17 protein-coding genes are annotated in these 15,104 nt (G+C 45.0%); 9 read left to right on the forward strand and 8 right to left on the reverse strand.

Translation table 11 applies throughout. The features are described 5' to 3' along the window. Positions 1 to 145 precede the first annotated feature (145 nt). Positions 146 to 955, reverse strand: a complete 810-nt coding sequence (locus ACMA1I_RS04225) for a M48 family metalloprotease (RefSeq protein ID WP_337067039.1) — start codon at positions 953 to 955, stop codon at positions 146 to 148. 336 nt (positions 956 to 1,291) lie between these two features. Here ACMA1I_RS04225 and ACMA1I_RS04230 point away from each other — a divergent pair, with 336 nt between their 5' ends. Next, on the forward strand, positions 1,292 to 1,483 hold the full coding sequence (locus ACMA1I_RS04230; RefSeq protein WP_337067040.1) for a hypothetical protein: 192 nt from the start codon (positions 1,292 to 1,294) through the stop codon (positions 1,481 to 1,483). 95 nt (positions 1,484 to 1,578) lie between these two features. Here the strand turns inward: ACMA1I_RS04230 and ACMA1I_RS04235 are convergent, their stop codons facing one another. Beyond that, the gene (locus ACMA1I_RS04235) at positions 1,579 to 2,400 is read right to left on the reverse strand and encodes a murein L,D-transpeptidase catalytic domain family protein (protein ID WP_337067041.1); all 822 of its coding nucleotides are present in this window, start codon (positions 2,398 to 2,400) and stop codon (positions 1,579 to 1,581) included. A 360-nt stretch (positions 2,401 to 2,760) separates the two neighbouring features. Here ACMA1I_RS04235 and ACMA1I_RS04240 point away from each other — a divergent pair, with 360 nt between their 5' ends. Further along, positions 2,761 to 3,150 carry a hypothetical protein gene (locus ACMA1I_RS04240; RefSeq protein ID WP_337067042.1) on the forward strand — a complete coding sequence of 130 codons (390 nt, stop codon included), beginning with the start codon at positions 2,761 to 2,763 and terminating at the stop codon, positions 3,148 to 3,150. 49 nt (positions 3,151 to 3,199) lie between these two features. On the opposite strand, the gene ACMA1I_RS04245 is transcribed toward ACMA1I_RS04240, so the two are convergent. The 3 genes from ACMA1I_RS04245 to ACMA1I_RS04255 all read right to left on the reverse strand — a co-directional run bounded on the left by ACMA1I_RS04245 (position 3,200) and on the right by ACMA1I_RS04255 (position 5,079). Continuing rightward, a complete protein-coding gene (locus ACMA1I_RS04245) occupies positions 3,200 to 3,580 on the reverse strand; it encodes a hypothetical protein (RefSeq protein WP_337067043.1) in 381 nt (126 codons plus the stop codon). Between the two features lie 521 nt (positions 3,581 to 4,101). Further along, positions 4,102 to 4,560, reverse strand: a complete 459-nt coding sequence (locus tag ACMA1I_RS04250; protein WP_337067044.1) for a DUF4199 domain-containing protein — start codon at positions 4,558 to 4,560, stop codon at positions 4,102 to 4,104. A 45-nt stretch (positions 4,561 to 4,605) separates the two neighbouring features. Further along, positions 4,606 to 5,079, reverse strand: a complete 474-nt coding sequence (locus tag ACMA1I_RS04255; RefSeq protein ID WP_337067045.1) for a DUF4199 domain-containing protein — start codon at positions 5,077 to 5,079, stop codon at positions 4,606 to 4,608. Positions 5,080 to 5,409: 330 nt separating this feature from the next. Between ACMA1I_RS04255 and ACMA1I_RS04260 the strand changes: the two genes are divergently transcribed. After that, a complete protein-coding gene (locus ACMA1I_RS04260) occupies positions 5,410 to 7,035 on the forward strand; it encodes an ABC-F family ATP-binding cassette domain-containing protein (protein WP_337067046.1) in 1,626 nt (541 codons plus the stop codon). A gap of 36 nt (positions 7,036 to 7,071) precedes the next feature. Continuing rightward, positions 7,072 to 7,764, forward strand: coding sequence for a hypothetical protein (locus ACMA1I_RS04265; protein WP_337067047.1), 693 nt, complete (start codon positions 7,072 to 7,074; stop codon positions 7,762 to 7,764). 82 nt (positions 7,765 to 7,846) lie between these two features. Here the strand turns inward: ACMA1I_RS04265 and ACMA1I_RS04270 are convergent, their stop codons facing one another. Together ACMA1I_RS04270 and ACMA1I_RS04275 are read right to left on the reverse strand one after the other, a co-directional pair. Beyond that, positions 7,847 to 7,996, reverse strand: coding sequence for a lmo0937 family membrane protein (locus ACMA1I_RS04270; protein WP_007660460.1), 150 nt, complete (start codon positions 7,994 to 7,996; stop codon positions 7,847 to 7,849). A 63-nt stretch (positions 7,997 to 8,059) separates the two neighbouring features. Continuing rightward, a complete protein-coding gene (locus ACMA1I_RS04275; protein ID WP_147923694.1) occupies positions 8,060 to 8,212 on the reverse strand; it encodes a lmo0937 family membrane protein in 153 nt (50 codons plus the stop codon). A 465-nt stretch (positions 8,213 to 8,677) separates the two neighbouring features. Here ACMA1I_RS04275 and ACMA1I_RS04280 point away from each other — a divergent pair, with 465 nt between their 5' ends. Continuing rightward, a complete protein-coding gene (locus tag ACMA1I_RS04280) occupies positions 8,678 to 9,568 on the forward strand; it encodes a 3-hydroxybutyryl-CoA dehydrogenase (RefSeq protein ID WP_337067048.1) in 891 nt (296 codons plus the stop codon). 650 nt (positions 9,569 to 10,218) lie between these two features. Here ACMA1I_RS04280 and ACMA1I_RS04285 read toward each other — a convergent pair. Next, positions 10,219 to 11,031 (reverse strand): 2,3,4,5-tetrahydropyridine-2,6-dicarboxylate N-succinyltransferase, encoded by an 813-nt coding sequence (locus tag ACMA1I_RS04285; RefSeq protein ID WP_337067049.1) that lies wholly within the window; start codon positions 11,029 to 11,031, stop codon positions 10,219 to 10,221. Between the two features lie 45 nt (positions 11,032 to 11,076). Here ACMA1I_RS04285 and ACMA1I_RS04290 point away from each other — a divergent pair, with 45 nt between their 5' ends. The 4 genes from ACMA1I_RS04290 (at position 11,077) to ACMA1I_RS04305 (ending at position 15,098) form a co-directional block, all read left to right on the forward strand. Beyond that, on the forward strand, positions 11,077 to 12,201 hold the full coding sequence (locus tag ACMA1I_RS04290) for a glycosyltransferase (RefSeq protein ID WP_337067050.1): 1,125 nt from the start codon (positions 11,077 to 11,079) through the stop codon (positions 12,199 to 12,201). Between the two features lie 84 nt (positions 12,202 to 12,285). Beyond that, positions 12,286 to 13,284, forward strand: coding sequence for a beta-ketoacyl-ACP synthase III (locus ACMA1I_RS04295; RefSeq protein ID WP_337067051.1), 999 nt, complete (start codon positions 12,286 to 12,288; stop codon positions 13,282 to 13,284). Between the two features lie 213 nt (positions 13,285 to 13,497). Then, complete coding sequence (locus tag ACMA1I_RS04300; RefSeq protein WP_337067052.1) at positions 13,498 to 14,154, forward strand: metal-dependent transcriptional regulator; 657 nt, start codon at positions 13,498 to 13,500, stop codon at positions 14,152 to 14,154. Between the two features lie 8 nt (positions 14,155 to 14,162). Continuing rightward, complete coding sequence (locus ACMA1I_RS04305) at positions 14,163 to 15,098, forward strand: metal ABC transporter solute-binding protein, Zn/Mn family (RefSeq protein WP_337067053.1); 936 nt, start codon at positions 14,163 to 14,165, stop codon at positions 15,096 to 15,098. The last annotated feature ends 6 nt before the right edge of the window (positions 15,099 to 15,104 follow it).

Consider the following 15,104-nt stretch of genomic DNA (forward strand, 5'->3'; position numbering starts at 1 on the left):
TACTCTGTTTGTTAACATTGCTTTTCAACTTCAACAAGGCAGCAAATAAAAGTTGAGTGATTTAATTCATACTAATTCTGCTAATGAAAAGAGCCTTCCAGAGCTCCATTTATCATTCTCAGGTAAAGGGCTCTGGCAAGGTGGTTTATTGCTTTAGCCCCGGAGGAAGCCCGTTCGGGTACTCCTGCTGAATAGCTCTTTCGATTTCTGCAATGCGGTTACCCGGGTTCGGGTGGGTTTGTGTGAATTCAGGGCCTCGGGCACCTCCGCTCGCTTCCTCAAGTACCCGCATAACTTCCTTCATGGCATTGGGGTCGTAGCCAGCCTGACCTGTTAGTTTTACTGCCAGCCCGTCAGACTCCAGTTCGTCTTCGCGGCCGTAGCGCATGTTCATCAGTTTACCTACCATGGCAGCCGCTATAGCACCCGTTTGGCTGGCAGGGTTGTTGGGGTCGTAGGTGGCGATGGCCGCTGCACCTGTAAGTCCCTGCGTAAGTTTGGCTTTAGCCAACTGCTGTGCGGAGTGCCTTGCTACCACATGCCCTATCTCGTGGCCCAGCACCCCCGCCACCTGGGCCTCCGAAGAAAGCCTGCGGAGCAAACCTGCCGTAATAAAAACCTGCCCTCCCGGTAAGGCAAAGGCATTAATTGTTTGCTCATCAGCCAGCAAATGAAAATCAAATTTGTATGGAGACTCCCTTACCTTGGAGTTGTTTACCAGCTCCTGCCCAATTCGCTTTATTTCTGCAGCTGCCTCACTATCGGCATGCAAACCGCCGTATTGAGAGGCCATCTGTGGAGCAGCCTGCAAGCCGAGGGCTATCTCCTGCTCCACCGTCATGTCCACGTGCTGTGCTTCGCCGGTAAACTCGTTCTCCTGCCTGTTGCACCAGTACGTAACCAACGACGCGCCTGCAATCAGCAAGGCTATAATAAATTTGATTAATCCTCTCATGTGCTCAATGTTTTGCTAACGCTCATAAAATTGTTCAGGGAATGTGGTAACGCAGGTATGCTGTTCTTAAAAAATAAGGAATGGTAAATTAATCTCCCTCTTCTTGCCATGCCGGCTTGTGGCACTGAGAGAACGTGTGCTGAGCACCTCTTGTTGCAGTCATTTTACCCATACGCAGCAACAGAACGACCAGGATCAAAACTGGCCATCGACGCAGTAAAAAGGTAGATAGAATATATGCTGGAGAGAGGTTAAGATGCCAGACTTATTTACCTGAATTCCGTAATACAGCTATATTTTTAAATTGCATGAACCAAAAGAAAATAGAACATGAATATGAAAAGAGCATTCGGAGCCATTCTCACGTTGCTGGGAATTATCGGCATTATATGGGGCGCTTATGCCTTTGTAATGGGAGGAGACGGCGGAGCAATAGGTAAGTATACCGCGCTGGTACCTTTTCTGGTAGGTCTTATCTTTTTTTTCTCTGGTATTGGTCTGGTAAAAACCACCAAAGACCAGACTTAAATTACCTGAACTATTAAATAGGCAAAAGGCCTCTTCAATTTAATTTGAAGAGGCCTTTTGTGTAAGGTGCAAAGGCTATGGGTGCCTAAAGATTTTTAGTTGCTTGCGTGCAAATCAAGTAAGGGCATTTCGAGTGCGTACATTTCTACAGCAATGGTTGGATCCAGGTAAGAGGAAGCGTACTTGGCATCTGCTGCATGAATATACAGGCAGGTGTTGTCTTTAATCAGTTCTACCACCTCTTTGGTTATGGCTGTAGGTAAAGCGGGGCAGCCAAGGCTTCTGCCTAACCGGCCGTACTGTTTAATAAAAGCCTCGCTTACGTAATCGGCACCATGCATTACTATGGCGCGCTCCTTCGCGTTAGTATTGTAGTTTTTATCCATACCATTTAAGCGCAACGAGAGCCCGTGCTTGCCAAAGTAGGTCTGGTCAGTAATATAAAAACCCATGCTGCTCTGGTAAGAGTTAAACTCATTCGAGAACCTTACGGCTCTTTCTTCTCCTGAATTTCTGCCGTGTGCCACTAAGGTGTTAAACAGCACTTTTTTAGATTTGAGGTCTATTATCCAAAGTCGTTTGTTGCTACTGGATTTAGTAAAATCTATCACTGTTATGATCGATTTGGCTGGTGCCAGCATGTTGTGCTGCTTAAAGTTTTGGTATCCGATAATTGCTTTCCGAAATACCTCTAACGACAGCCCTGCTTTTTTCAGTTTGGCTTCCTCATAAACCTCTTGTACATAGTCATCGAAAAGCAATTGCTTTTCAGCAAAGCCCATGGTGGTTCCGTTACTGGCAAGTACAGCAGCATCGACCTCAATCTTTGGCATCAGGCTGGACGTATTGCTATTGGCAATAGGTGTGCTCACCGAGAATAAACACAATGCAATAGAAGTTAGGGCTGTTTTTAGCATAGGTATTGGGTCTGATGTTTACACAATCAAAAAAACAACAGGTTTAAAGGCCATTATTGTTCCCTTGAAATCTCAAATGTTCCATCATAGGAAAATAAAGCTACGCAAAGATCCTTACTTCTCCACACATATGACAATAAAATTATAGGAGTCGCGGTATCCTATATTTTGCCCCTAAAACGTGTTACATTCAGGCAGTTATTGTGTTCTATGTTACCTTTTATTTGAAGTTACTGATTCTTTTTCGGGCAAACAAGGAAACCGGGCATGGCAGCTATATATTAGTATGGCAGCCTTATTTTTTAACCCAGAACTTGTACAGCTCATCCTGTTGGTGCAACTTTAAGAAATTTTTAACGCATGCTTATTAAAAGGATTCTAATGCCACTTTGCTGTGGCATCTTACTCGCAGCTTGTTCGGAGCCTGATCGCATCGAAGGGTTTGACAGCGATAGCTGGAAATCTGATAAATACGGCTGCTCCAATGTCAGACAAGGTATGCAAACAGACTTTGAGCGTGTACGAAAGGAACTATACAAGAAAGAAGAAGCCCAGATTATAGATATACTAGGCAGGCCTGATGGGGAACAACTTATGGCCAGGGGACAAAGAATTTTTTACTACTATCTGGAGGAAGGAAGCCAATGTGATCAGAAAAACAATTTATCGGAGGCTAACCGTGCAGAAGTTAGATTTAATGCACTAAACCGGGTGAGCGAAGTGACCTACCTCAGACCGCTACCAAAATAAAAAAAGCCCGCTTCAGACGGGCTCTTTTTTACAATCTTTCAGCAAGCGCCTACTCCACTACATCAGTCATAAACTGTGTTTTTCTTCGGCCTTCCAGCTCAAAATAGGATTGCAGCTGATCTTCTGATAAAATAGTTGACAAGGCAGTGTCAGTCGTGTCATTTATCTTTTTCTGGATTTCCTCTGGCCGTTCTGCCAAATGTACTTCTTTCAGTTTTTCATATCTCTGCTTATTCAGCTGCTCCACCTGAGCATATTGTTCCTGTGTCAGGTTCAGTTCCTGTTTCATCTCAATAGAAGCCATCTCATAGCCTTCCAGATCTAAACTAAGAACTGCCATATCGAGTTTATCGTCAGTTTTTTTTAGCTGTTGCGAAAAGCCTGAATAAGAGATAAGTGCAAATACGCTTATTAGTATATATTTTTTCATGATTATCAAGTTGGGTACTTCTTTCTAAGTATGGCAGCCCTGCCACCATACTTAGAACGTAAAATCGTAACACAGGTTAGTGTCAAAATGAAATTAATATATATAAGATGTATAATCGACTGAGGCTCGGTTATATTTAAATATTTATATATTATAATATTAAATCCAAGTCTGCACTTCTTAGGTCTCCTGCTCAATGTTCTGCCCTTCTACTCCTTTTTTCCCCACTCCTATCTAAACTAGTTGGTAGCTAAATACGACTTATCTTAGCTATGGACCTTAATCACCTGAAGTAAACCATATTATATTTAGCAAAGAAAACAGAACGCTTTACCTTAATCTGAATGGCTTAGAAGGTTGTAAACCTGATATGGGTTATTTGTTATATAGTATTAGCCGAAGCGTACAAGGCTTGTCTCCCGGTACTTTGGACTATTGGCTCCGGCATAAAGTTAAAGCCCCGGCCACTGTTTGAACAACAGGAGCCGGGGCTTTAAATAGTAATAAGATTAAAGTACATATCAAGGCGAACCAGGTACCTTGTGGTCCTGACGTTTAAAGTACTGCATGGCAATAAAGGAAATCAGGAAACCTGAAATAAGACCTTCTACCATGAGCACCATAAATATAACGACGCCCGGTGTCACAGTCATGCGTTCTCCGAAATAACGTTCTGCCGAAAGAACTTCAAGCATTTTTGTATCAAAAAGCTTAATGTAAAGCAACATAAAAACGGCAAACAGTACAGTAGCTGTTATAGCAGTAATAGTGCCTACACCTAATCCTTTAAAATAGCGTATCATGCCATCTACACTCTGCTTATAATTTTTAATAGCCATTACTATGCCACCGGCAAGTATAAGGCCATTAAGAAAACGAAGTTCTATGATATGGGCTAGGCCCAGCAATTTCATTAAAAGGAAGTAAGCAACAAGGGCTAAGGCGGTAAATATGCCATATTTGAGGCCTGTTTTCTCCATAGTTTATTTTGATATAGGGTGTTGAAAGGGTTTAACTAGGTTTGATTAAATACGTTCCGGCATGGTATGGTCTGCTTTTTTGAACCATTGCATGGCAATAAATGCCAGCCAAAAGCCAGGCCATGAGCCATAGATAATAGTTAATACAAACAAGGCCAGAGTAGAAAGGCTTTCAGGAAAAAGAGAACTTGCCTGCAGGTTAGCCAGGTAGGCGGAGTCTATTGTACTTATAAAGACAACCAGAAATAGTCCCAGTACAGTAGACGACACTACACCGGTTGTGGCTCCTATAGCCAGACCTTGAAAATAATTGATGTCTCCTCCCCTGGCGTTTTTAAATTTTGCAATAGCCACGCAAATACCGATTATTAAAAATATACCACTCAGGAACGAAAGTTCCACTATGTGCAAGAGCCCGAAAATCCGCATTAGCAAGAAGTATACAATATGTGCTAAGCCAACTAAAATTCCATATTTAATCGAAACTTTCTGGTAGGAAATGTTATCAGATGCCATCATAACTTTGTTTATAAATTAATATTCAAACTTTTAAAAATGAACAGATTAGCCACAAATTTGGTTAGCTATACAGTCAGCATATACCCTACGCTTCTGCAAATGCCAGGTGTGGCTCTATATAATTAAAATTATATACTAGTTTCTGTAAGCAGGTGTTGTGCTTAAATTCATTTATTTTTCAGGCCCGTGCCTGAACAGCTTCATTAAAAAGGACTTACGAGTTTATTTGAGTGGCGTTACTCTTTTGGTTTAAACGGCCATTTCCTTAACTCAACCAATAATTTTTGTAGCTTTGCAACAGAGCCTTTTACTTAATTATCTATTCTCTATATGATCAGCACTAGCAATGTCAGCCTGTCTTACGGCAAGCGAACATTATTTGAAGATGTTACCATCAAGTTTCTTCCAGGCAACTGCTACGGCCTTATTGGCGCTAACGGTGCAGGAAAGTCTACTTTTCTTAAAATATTATCTGGCGAAATTGAGCCAAACACCGGCTCCGTAGAAATACCAGCTAACATGCGCCTGGCTGTACTGAAGCAGAACCACTTCGAGTTCGATGAGTATCCTGTTTTGCAAACGGTTATTATGGGCCACAAGCGCCTGTTCGACATTATGCAGGAAAAAGATGCCATTTATGCAAAACCCGATTTTTCTGATGCAGACGGTATACGTGCCGCTGAGCTGGAAGGCGAGTTTGCCGACCTCGAAGGCTGGAATGCCGAGTATGAGGCCGCTGAACTTTTAAGTGGCTTAGGCATAACCGAAGACCTGCACTACTCTCTCATGAAAGACCTGAGTGGTAGCGAAAAAGTGCGAGTACTCCTGTCGCAGGCTCTCTTTGGCAACCCTGGCATTCTGCTGCTCGACGAACCTACCAACCACTTAGATGCCGAATCGATCATGTGGCTGGAGAACTTCCTCGACAATTTTCAGAATACTGTGATTGTAGTATCCCACGACCGCCACTTCCTCGATGCAGTGTGTACGCACGTTGCCGACATTGACTATGGCAAAATTCAGTTATACGCCGGTAACTACTCCTTCTGGTACGAATCCAGCCAATTAGCTTCCAAGCAACGCTCCGATGCCAACAAAAAGGCCGAAGACAAACGAAAAGAGTTAGAGGAATTTATTCGCCGATTTAGCGCTAACGCCTCTAAATCAAAACAGGCTACGTCGCGCCAAAAGCTGCTCAACAAGCTGACCATTGAAGACATTAAGCCTTCTACCCGGAAGTACCCTTATATTGCCTTTAAGCCGGAGCGCGAAGCAGGTAACCAGTTGCTCAACGTAGAAAACCTGAGCAAAAGTATAGACGGTACTACCCTGTTCAGCAATGTAACATTTATGGTAGACAAAGGCGATAAAATTGCCGTGCTTGGCCGGAACGACTTGTCAGCTTCTACTTTCTTTGAGATTATTGCCGGTGAGGCCGCACCAGACTCTGGTGAGTACAAATGGGGCACGACCACGAATACCGCTTTCTTTCCAAAAGACAATACTTCCTTCTTTGAGACGGATTTAAACCTGGTAGACTGGCTGCGCCAATACTCTACAGAAAAAGACGAAAGCTTTATCCGTGGTTTCCTGGGTCGCATGCTTTTCTCAGGTGAGGAGTCACTGAAAAAGGCCAATGTACTTTCTGGTGGAGAAAAAGTGCGCTGCATGTTCTCTAAAATGATGCTCCAGGCTGGTAACGTACTTGTACTCGATGAGCCTACAAACCACCTGGACCTGGAATCTATTACAGCGCTGAACAATTCGCTCCGCGACTTCGATGGAACAGTGCTGTTTTCATCGCACGACTTGCAGTTTGTAGACACCATTGCCAACCGCATCATAGAATTAACTCCTGGCGGCATCATAGACAGACGCATGAGCTACGAGGCGTACCTTAACGACGAGTTTATTAAAGATCTGCGCAAAAAGATGTACAAATCGGCGCTAGTGTAGCGTTAGAGGAAAAACTGTTGTACCTATTTTAGATATATGTTCAAAAACCTGCCGGCTACTTGTATGGTAGCAGCCTTGCTGTGCATGTTTTCGGCCGCTCCGGCCCTTGCCCAGACTGAATCTGATACTTCTTATGTAAAACCAACGCTACCCAAAGGTCCTCCTCCTGGTCAGCAACCGATGCCGCGCCAGCCTATGCAACAGACAGAGGAGCGCCCTACTCTCATGGACAGGCTATACACCGGCGGCAGCTTTGGGCTGCAGTTCGGAACGGTAACGAATATTTCCGTTTCGCCGATATTGGGTTACATGGCTACTGAAAAGTTCTGGTTTGGCACCGGCTTCATATACCAGTACCAGCGCGTGCGGACATATGACCTTAGGACCGGCCATAGAGGAGCTGTAACTTTACAAAGCTACGGAACCAAGTTTTTTGCGCAGCAGGAGCTCCTGAACCTGGAGAATATCAACTTAGGCGGCAGAATACTGGCACACGGTGAGTACGAGGTGCTGCGAATGCAGTATGCCGAGACAAACCCAAATAGTGGCCAGGTATACCGGAATAACCGCATAGAGGCTACCCCTATGGTAGGTCTAGGCTACAGGCAAAGCATGGGTGGCCGCGCTACCGCCGATTTGTATGTGCTCTATAACCTGAGCAATAGCCTTTATACTCCCTACCGAAACCCCATCATCAGATTCGGACTAAATATTCCATTTAGAAGATAAGCGACTGATAACTTGTATAAAGTACAAACAAAAAAGGGCTGCCATATTGCTATGGCAGCCCTTTTTAACTTATATAAGCTTATCAGCCTCTTATCAGGCGCAGCAGCACCACAATAACAGCAATAACAAGCAAGATGTGAATCAATCCTCCAACAGCATCAGGAAATCCGAGGAATCCTATCAGCCAGAAAATCACGAGGACTACAGCTATTATATACAATAAATTTCCCATAGTTTTGTTAGTTTAATTTGACGAATTACGTTTCCTTCTCTTAACGTGAATTGCTTGTAGAAGTTAAACTCCCCGTATCAACCGCAATACAACAGCGATAACAGCAATAACAAGCAGAATATGAATAATACCACCTACGGCATCAGGGAAGCCAAGGAATCCAATTAACCAGAAAATAACTAAAACAACTGCTATTAAATACAATAAATTTCCCATAGTGTTAAGTTTTTAAATCTTTAGTTTGGTTTATGTACAACTAAATACTACTACTGTGCGCTGAAAGATTTCCTTCCGGAATCCTTGTCAACTTATTAGCCGCACCAGTTGTACTTTTTGGTTTTATGGTTTCTACGGATATATATTTCAAAAGATTTATATAGAACTATTTTTTTTGTAATTAAAGGCTAATTTTACTTCTCTAGAACCTGTTAAATGCTTTATTATTTTTATTTAAACACTGTAAATCAAATAAATAAAGCCCAATAATTTTTTTAAGTTAGCCAGCACAATTTTTAAATCTTTTCTTTAAGGCTACATTGCAAAGCAAGTACATGTTTTTCTTTTAGCACTCCCTCGTATTGCACTATATCCACAATAAACTTATATACTTAGTTATAAGGCTTAAAAATTTTAGTTTTGTAATAAGCAGCATAAATAAGTCTCCATCTCTAAACTACATGTATGAAAAAAGTCGCAGTTATTGGTTCCGGTACTATGGGTAATGGTATCGCGCATATTTTTGCCCAGCATGGCTTTGTTGTTTCGCTCATAGATATTTCAGAGGAAGCTTTGGGTAAAGGTCTCAGCGCCATTTCCCGCAACCTAGACCGAATGGTGACAAAAGGCACCTTATCCGAAATGCAAAAAGAAGAAACCTTGAAGAACATCACGACCCTGACCAGCATGGAAGAAGGTGTAAGAGAGGCTGACCTAGTGGTGGAGGCTGCCACCGAAAACGAAGCGCTTAAACTGAAAATCTTTTCGCAGCTTTCTGATCTTGCCAAACCATCGGCTATATTAGCAAGTAACACCTCCTCTATTTCCATTACCAAAATTGCTTCGGTTACCAATCGGCCAGACAAAGTAATAGGCATGCACTTTATGAACCCGGTGCCGGTCATGAAGCTGGTAGAGATCATCAGGGGCTACTCCACTTCCGATGCCGTTACCACAACTATCGAAGACCTCTCCCGCCTGCTAGGCAAAGTACCCACCTCTTGCCAGGATTACCCTGGCTTTGTTGCCAACCGCATTCTGATGCCCATGATTAATGAGGCCATCTACGCGCTCTACGAAGGCGTAGCAGGCGTAGAAGAGATAGACACTATCATGAAACTTGGTATGGCTCACCCAATGGGGCCGCTGCAGCTGGCAGACTTTATCGGGCTGGATGTTTGCCTTTCGATCCTGCGAGTGCTGCACGATGGTTTCGGCAACCCCAAATATGCCCCCTGCCCCCTGCTCGTGAACATGGTGCAGGCCGGGCACAAAGGTGCAAAATCAGGCCAAGGCTTCTATGCCTGGGGTCATGGCACCAAAGACCTGATAGTAGCTGATAGATTTAAAAAATAAAACAAGCCTTAAATTAAGTTACTCTAAGACTTAAAAGAGCTTAATAGCCTCCGGAAGGTCAAAATCATTAGAATAATTCACTAGCGAAGCTATTTACCTACAAAGTATCCATCTTCCGCACGGAAATTATCCTAATGAAAAATTCCTTCCAGAGGTTTTTTGGGCAAAAATTGCTGCGGACAGACACTTTCAATGAAACCGCCCAAAAACAAAACGCCGCTGCCCAATACAGGCAGCGGCGTTTTGTTTTAACTTCAAACTCTAAATAGCTCAATAGCTGCTACACATAATTAAGGTATTGCGGCAGTAAGCTACAGAGCGAATATGCTTGCCAGGTGCACCTATTGAGGCTCCACTGTCTGAGCGTTCAGCGAGTGGGGGTAGGGCCCCTCGATTTGGAGCATCTTGATTTTTTTGGTTCTTTTTGTATCAAGACAAAAAGAACCAAAAAGCCAGCTATGAAACAGCTTTACTCCAAAGTCACAGCAGGAGCAGTTGCTATGCGAACTTAGACTCCAATAGCACCACCAGTAGCCAAAGCTTTAGTATCTCGCTCACAAGATCCTTTCAGGATGACAAGGAAGTAATTAAAAAGTTATAAGGCCACTATAGCTCCCACTCAAGAAAGCTATAGAAATCCGACTACAACCTTAAACAGCTACCGCATGATCACGGAGCACATCATTCAGCGAAGTCTTCAGATCAGTGCTTTCTTTACGCTGACCGATAATCAGGGCGCAAGGCACCTGGAAATCGCCGGCCGGGAATTTTTTGGTATATGAACCCGGAATAACCACAGAGCGAGGAGGCACATACCCTCTGTACTCTTTCTGCTCCGTTCCAGTTACGTCGATAATGCGGGAGCTACCTGTTATCGTTACGCCAGCACCAATCACGGCTTCTTTGCCAATGCGGCAGCCTTCTACCAAAATACTACGAGAACCTACAAAAGCCCCGTCTTCTATTATAACAGGAGCAGCCTGCACAGGTTCCAGCACACCGCCTAATCCAACACCCCCACTCAGGTGCACATTTTTACCAACCTGCGCACAGCTACCTACCGTAGCCCAGGTGTCTACCATAGTTCCTTCGCCTACATAAGCGCCGATGTTTACATAAGAAGGCATCATCACCACACCTCTTGCCAGAAAAGCACCATAGCGTGCCACAGCATGAGGCACTACGCGCACACCAAGTCCGGCGTAATCCTGCTTCAGACCTATTTTATCATGAAACTCAAACGGACCAACCTCAATCGTGTTCATCGACTGTATCGGGAAGTAAAGGAGCACGGCTTTCTTCACCCACTCGTTTACCTGCCATTCATCACCGTTTGGCTCTGCTACCCTGATGCGCCCTTTGTCAAGCTCTTCGATAACAGCCCGGATAGCTTCCTTTGTTTCATTTTCCTTTAACAAAGACCGGTCTTCCCAAGCCTTTTCAATAATGTCTCTATGTTCCATTTTAATGTTGTTATTCTTACTGCGTAAAAGTATTAAATTTAGCCGATGTCTGAAAAGAGAATATTAATTGCTTCGCTGCTGAAGCCTGTAAACGACACGCGCTTATATGAAAAGATGGCGCTCTCACTTAGCCAACTGCCTGGCGCAATAGTTCACCTGGCCGGCTATAGAGCACCGCTTCCGGCAGATGCGCCAGTTAATATTACCTTTCATCCACTCTTTCGTTTCCGCAGATTAAGCCTTGGGAGGGTGGCGGCACAGCTAAGCTTCTACAAGCTTCTACTTCAAGTAAAGCCTCATGTACTTATATGCAGCACCCATGAATTACTGATGGTTAGCTGGACCTACTGCCAGCAACACCACTGCCAGCTGGTGTACGACATACAGGAGAACTATGCACTCAACCTAAAAGCGCAGCAGAATTATCCCCCCCTTCTCAAGCAGCTGATGGCCGGTGCGGTACGCGGCACAGAGCAGGTACTGGCACCCAATGTAGCGCACTTCCTGGTAGCAGAGCGGGCTTACTTGCGGGAGCTTCCCTTCCTGAAACACAAAGCAACTCTGATCGAAAATAAATACAAACCTTCTCCCACCTATGCCTTGCCAGCAACACCGCGACAGGTGCCTTCCCAGCATCCTCTCCGGCTGCTCTACTCCGGCACCATTGCCGACCTGTATGGCATTTTTGAAGCAGTGGCACTGGCAACGGCATTGCATGTAGTAGACGCAGGCACTACCCTGACGATAATAGGCTACTGTGCCCAGGCAGCCACACTTGCAAGGCTCAGGGAGCAGATCAGGAACAAACCCTTCATAACCCTGATGGGGGGAGACAGCCTGGTGCCGCACCAGCAGATTCTGGAGCAGGTACAGCGCAGCGATGTGGGTCTACTCCCTTACCTGCCCAACGCCAGCACTTTTTCCTGCATCCCAACCAAACTATATGAGTATATGGCGTATGCCTTGCCCGTAATCATACAAAAGAATCCTAACTGGGAACCCATAATAGCAGCAGCAGAAGCTGGCATTAGCATCGATTTCAGAATATTTAGTACCACCGACATTCAAAACAAGCTACAAGGGCAGCAATTTTATCGTAAAGGAATACCTCCTGGCATCTTCTGGCATTCCGAAGAGCAGAAGTTGCTGGCAGTCATTAAGAATCTATAAAAACTAATTGTCAGAAAATTATTTTTAGATTAGTCTAAATTAATTAAAAAATTTTGTATATTCGACACAATCAAAACTATGACTATGCGCAATTCTAAGATTTCAGGAGTAGGTCATTATGTACCGGAAAAGGTAGTTACGAACAAAGACCTGGAGAAACTGATGGATACTACCGATGAATGGATCAGGGAGCGGACTGGTATTCTGGAACGCCACTATTTTCAGGAGGGCGTGGACACTACAGCCAATATGGGTGCCAACGCTGCCAGAAAAGCCCTTAAAATGGCTGGAGTGGAAGCCTCGGATCTGGACATGATTGTGTTTGCCACCCTTAGTCCAGATTATGTTTTTCCGGGCTCTGGTGTACTGTTGCAGCGGGAACTGGGCATCAAAGAAATTCCGGCACTCGATGTTCGGAACCAGTGCTCTGGTTTTATTTATGCCTTGTCGGTGGCGGATCAGTTTATTAAAACGGGCATGTACAACAACGTATTGGTGGTAGGTTCTGAAATCCATTCCAGCGGGCTCGATTTCTCGACTCGTGGCCGCAATGTGTCGGTTATATTTGGCGATGGTGCCGGTGCTGCCGTGCTTACCCATGCCGAGAGCAACGACAAAGGCATTCTGTCAACGCACTTGCACGCCGATGGTGAGTTTGCGGAGGAGCTGGCCGTGCTGGACCCAGGCAGCAACAAAAAGGAGCGCCTGACCCACGAGATGCTCGACGAAGGAACCGTATTCCCGGTTATGAACGGCAACACCGTGTTTAAACATGCCGTTACCCGCTTTCCTGAGGTTATTGAAGAAGCTCTTCAGGCAAACAATTATCAACCATCTGATATTGATATGCTTATACCGCACCAGGCTAACCTACGCATCACGTCTTACATTCAGCAGAAGATGGGGCTGCCTGCAGAAAAGGTATTCAGCAACATCCATAAATACGGCAACACCACAGCCGCCTCCGTACCTATTGCCCTCAGCGAGGCAGTAGAACAAGGAAAAATAAAAGAGGGCGACCTCGTATGCCTGGCAGCCTTCGGCAGCGGCTTTACCTGGGCCTCCGCTTTAATCAGGTGGTAGATTTTAATGTGCTAATGTTTTAATGTGCTGATGTGCTAATTTTTAATATGTGGGTTGGACTTTGGTCAAGAAAAGCTTACCCATATATTCTTTACACCAAATATCAAGGTCATAAAAAACATTATTTAATTTTTACATCAGCACATTAAAACAATAAATCAACATACCTTACTTATTAGCACATCAGCACATTAAAACATTATCACATTACGAATGCATAGCTTTACAGAAGAAAATTATATTAAAGCCATTTACAAACTGTCGGAGAGCGGGTTAGCGGATGTAAACACAAATGCCATTGCGGATGTTCTGGATACCAAAGCAGCCTCTGTTACCGATATGCTCCGGAAGTTGAGCGCAAAAGGCGTAGTCAACTATATCAAGTACAAAGGTGTGTCGCTTACCGAATCCGGAAACCAGATTGCCCTGCAGATTATCCGCAAGCACCGGCTCTGGGAAGTGTTCCTGGTAGAGAAACTGAAATTTAACTGGGACGAGGTACACGAGGTGGCAGAGGAACTGGAGCACATTACCTCCGACCTGCTGGTGAAGCGCCTCGACGAATTTCTGGGCCACCCCAAGTTCGATCCGCACGGAGACCCTATTCCTTCTGAAACAGGCGAGATAAATCCAAAGGCGCAGAAGCTGCTGGCCGAGATGGACCTGAACGAAGCGGGCATTGTGGTAGGTGTGAATGCTTCGCAACCACTGTTCCTGCAATACCTCGACAAAATGGGCATTAGGCTCGGCGTTAAAATTAAAGTACTGGATCGGGTTCCTTACGACAATTCACTGGAAATCAATATAGATAACCAAAGAAACACCGTGGTATCTGGGGAGGTAACCAAAAACATATTTTTATCGGCCTGAGCTATTTTATGATGAAATTCTATCTCCTGCTGTGTATGCTGCTTTTTTGTGCTTCCTGGCTTCCAGGTTGCAAACAGGTAGATACCCGGGGCCAGATTCCTGCCGGAGAGCGGCTCAGGGTAGTAACCACCACAGGCATTTTAAAAGATGCTGTGCAGCATATTGTAGGCGACCACGCCGATGTGGAAGCTATTATGGGATCTGGTGTGGACCCGCACCTCTACAAGGCAACACAGGGTGACCTGGAGTCGGTGACCGAGGCGCACGTGATTATTTACAACGGGCTGCACCTGGAAGGAAAAATGGGCGAAGTGCTCGAAAGGCTGAGCCGGTTTAAAAGTGTAGTAGCTGCTGCCGATGGCCTCCAACCTGCCGACATGCGGTCTTCCTCCGACTTTCCGGGGAGCTATGACCCGCACATCTGGTTTGATGTGGCGCTCTGGCAAAAGGTGGTGCAGTACCTGAGCGAGCAGCTGCAGCAGAAGGACCCTGCTCATGCCGCGCAGTACCAGCAAAATACCGCTGCCTACCTGCAACAGCTCGCCAACCTGCACCAGTTTGCCCGTGCCACCATCAGTTCTATACCGGAGCAGCAGCGCATCCTTATTACGGCACACGATGCTTTTGGCTACTTTGGCGATGCCTATGGCATACAAGTTCGCGGCCTGCAAGGCATCTCCACCGTTTCGGAGTTTGGACTGCAGGATGTGTCGTCGCTGGTAAACTTTATAGCAGCTAATAAAATTAAAGCCGTGTTTGTAGAGTCTTCCGTTTCGCCAAAGGCCATAGAAGCAGTAATGGCAGGCGTGCGGCAAAAAGGGCACGAGGTAAAAATTGGCGGCACACTCTTCTCCGATGCCCTGGGTGCAGATGACACACCCGAAGGAACATACGAAGGCATGGTTCGCTACAACGTTACAACAATTACATCTGCTTTAAAATGAAATAAG

The organism is Pontibacter sp. 13R65, from assembly GCF_047525655.1.
In the GTDB taxonomy this organism is placed as follows: Bacteria; Bacteroidota; Bacteroidia; order Cytophagales; family Hymenobacteraceae; genus Pontibacter.

Coding starts and splice junctions, on each gene's coding strand:
- ACMA1I_RS04260 (WP_337067046.1), top strand. CDS start 5,410: ATGATCAGCACTAGCAATGTCAGCCTGTCTTACGGCAAGCGAACATTA.
- ACMA1I_RS04280 (WP_337067048.1), top strand. CDS start 8,678: ATGAAAAAAGTCGCAGTTATTGGTTCCGGTACTATGGGTAATGGTATC.
- ACMA1I_RS04255 (WP_337067045.1), bottom strand. CDS start 5,079: ATGATGGCATCTGATAACATTTCCTACCAGAAAGTTTCGATTAAATAT.
- ACMA1I_RS04285 (WP_337067049.1), bottom strand. CDS start 11,031: ATGGAACATAGAGACATTATTGAAAAGGCTTGGGAAGACCGGTCTTTG.
- ACMA1I_RS04265 (WP_337067047.1), top strand. CDS start 7,072: ATGTTCAAAAACCTGCCGGCTACTTGTATGGTAGCAGCCTTGCTGTGC.
- ACMA1I_RS04295 (WP_337067051.1), top strand. CDS start 12,286: ATGCGCAATTCTAAGATTTCAGGAGTAGGTCATTATGTACCGGAAAAG.
- ACMA1I_RS04245 (WP_337067043.1), bottom strand. CDS start 3,580: ATGAAAAAATATATACTAATAAGCGTATTTGCACTTATCTCTTATTCA.
- ACMA1I_RS04240 (WP_337067042.1), top strand. CDS start 2,761: ATGCTTATTAAAAGGATTCTAATGCCACTTTGCTGTGGCATCTTACTC.
- ACMA1I_RS04235 (WP_337067041.1), bottom strand. CDS start 2,400: ATGCTAAAAACAGCCCTAACTTCTATTGCATTGTGTTTATTCTCGGTG.
- ACMA1I_RS04270 (WP_007660460.1), bottom strand. CDS start 7,996: ATGGGAAATTTATTGTATATAATAGCTGTAGTCCTCGTGATTTTCTGG.
- ACMA1I_RS04250 (WP_337067044.1), bottom strand. CDS start 4,560: ATGGAGAAAACAGGCCTCAAATATGGCATATTTACCGCCTTAGCCCTT.
- ACMA1I_RS04300 (WP_337067052.1), top strand. CDS start 13,498: ATGCATAGCTTTACAGAAGAAAATTATATTAAAGCCATTTACAAACTG.
- ACMA1I_RS04230 (WP_337067040.1), top strand. CDS start 1,292: ATGAAAAGAGCATTCGGAGCCATTCTCACGTTGCTGGGAATTATCGGC.
- ACMA1I_RS04275 (WP_147923694.1), bottom strand. CDS start 8,212: ATGGGAAATTTATTGTATTTAATAGCAGTTGTTTTAGTTATTTTCTGG.
- ACMA1I_RS04225 (WP_337067039.1), bottom strand. CDS start 955: ATGAGAGGATTAATCAAATTTATTATAGCCTTGCTGATTGCAGGCGCG.
- ACMA1I_RS04290 (WP_337067050.1), top strand. CDS start 11,077: ATGTCTGAAAAGAGAATATTAATTGCTTCGCTGCTGAAGCCTGTAAAC.
- ACMA1I_RS04305 (WP_337067053.1), top strand. CDS start 14,163: ATGATGAAATTCTATCTCCTGCTGTGTATGCTGCTTTTTTGTGCTTCC.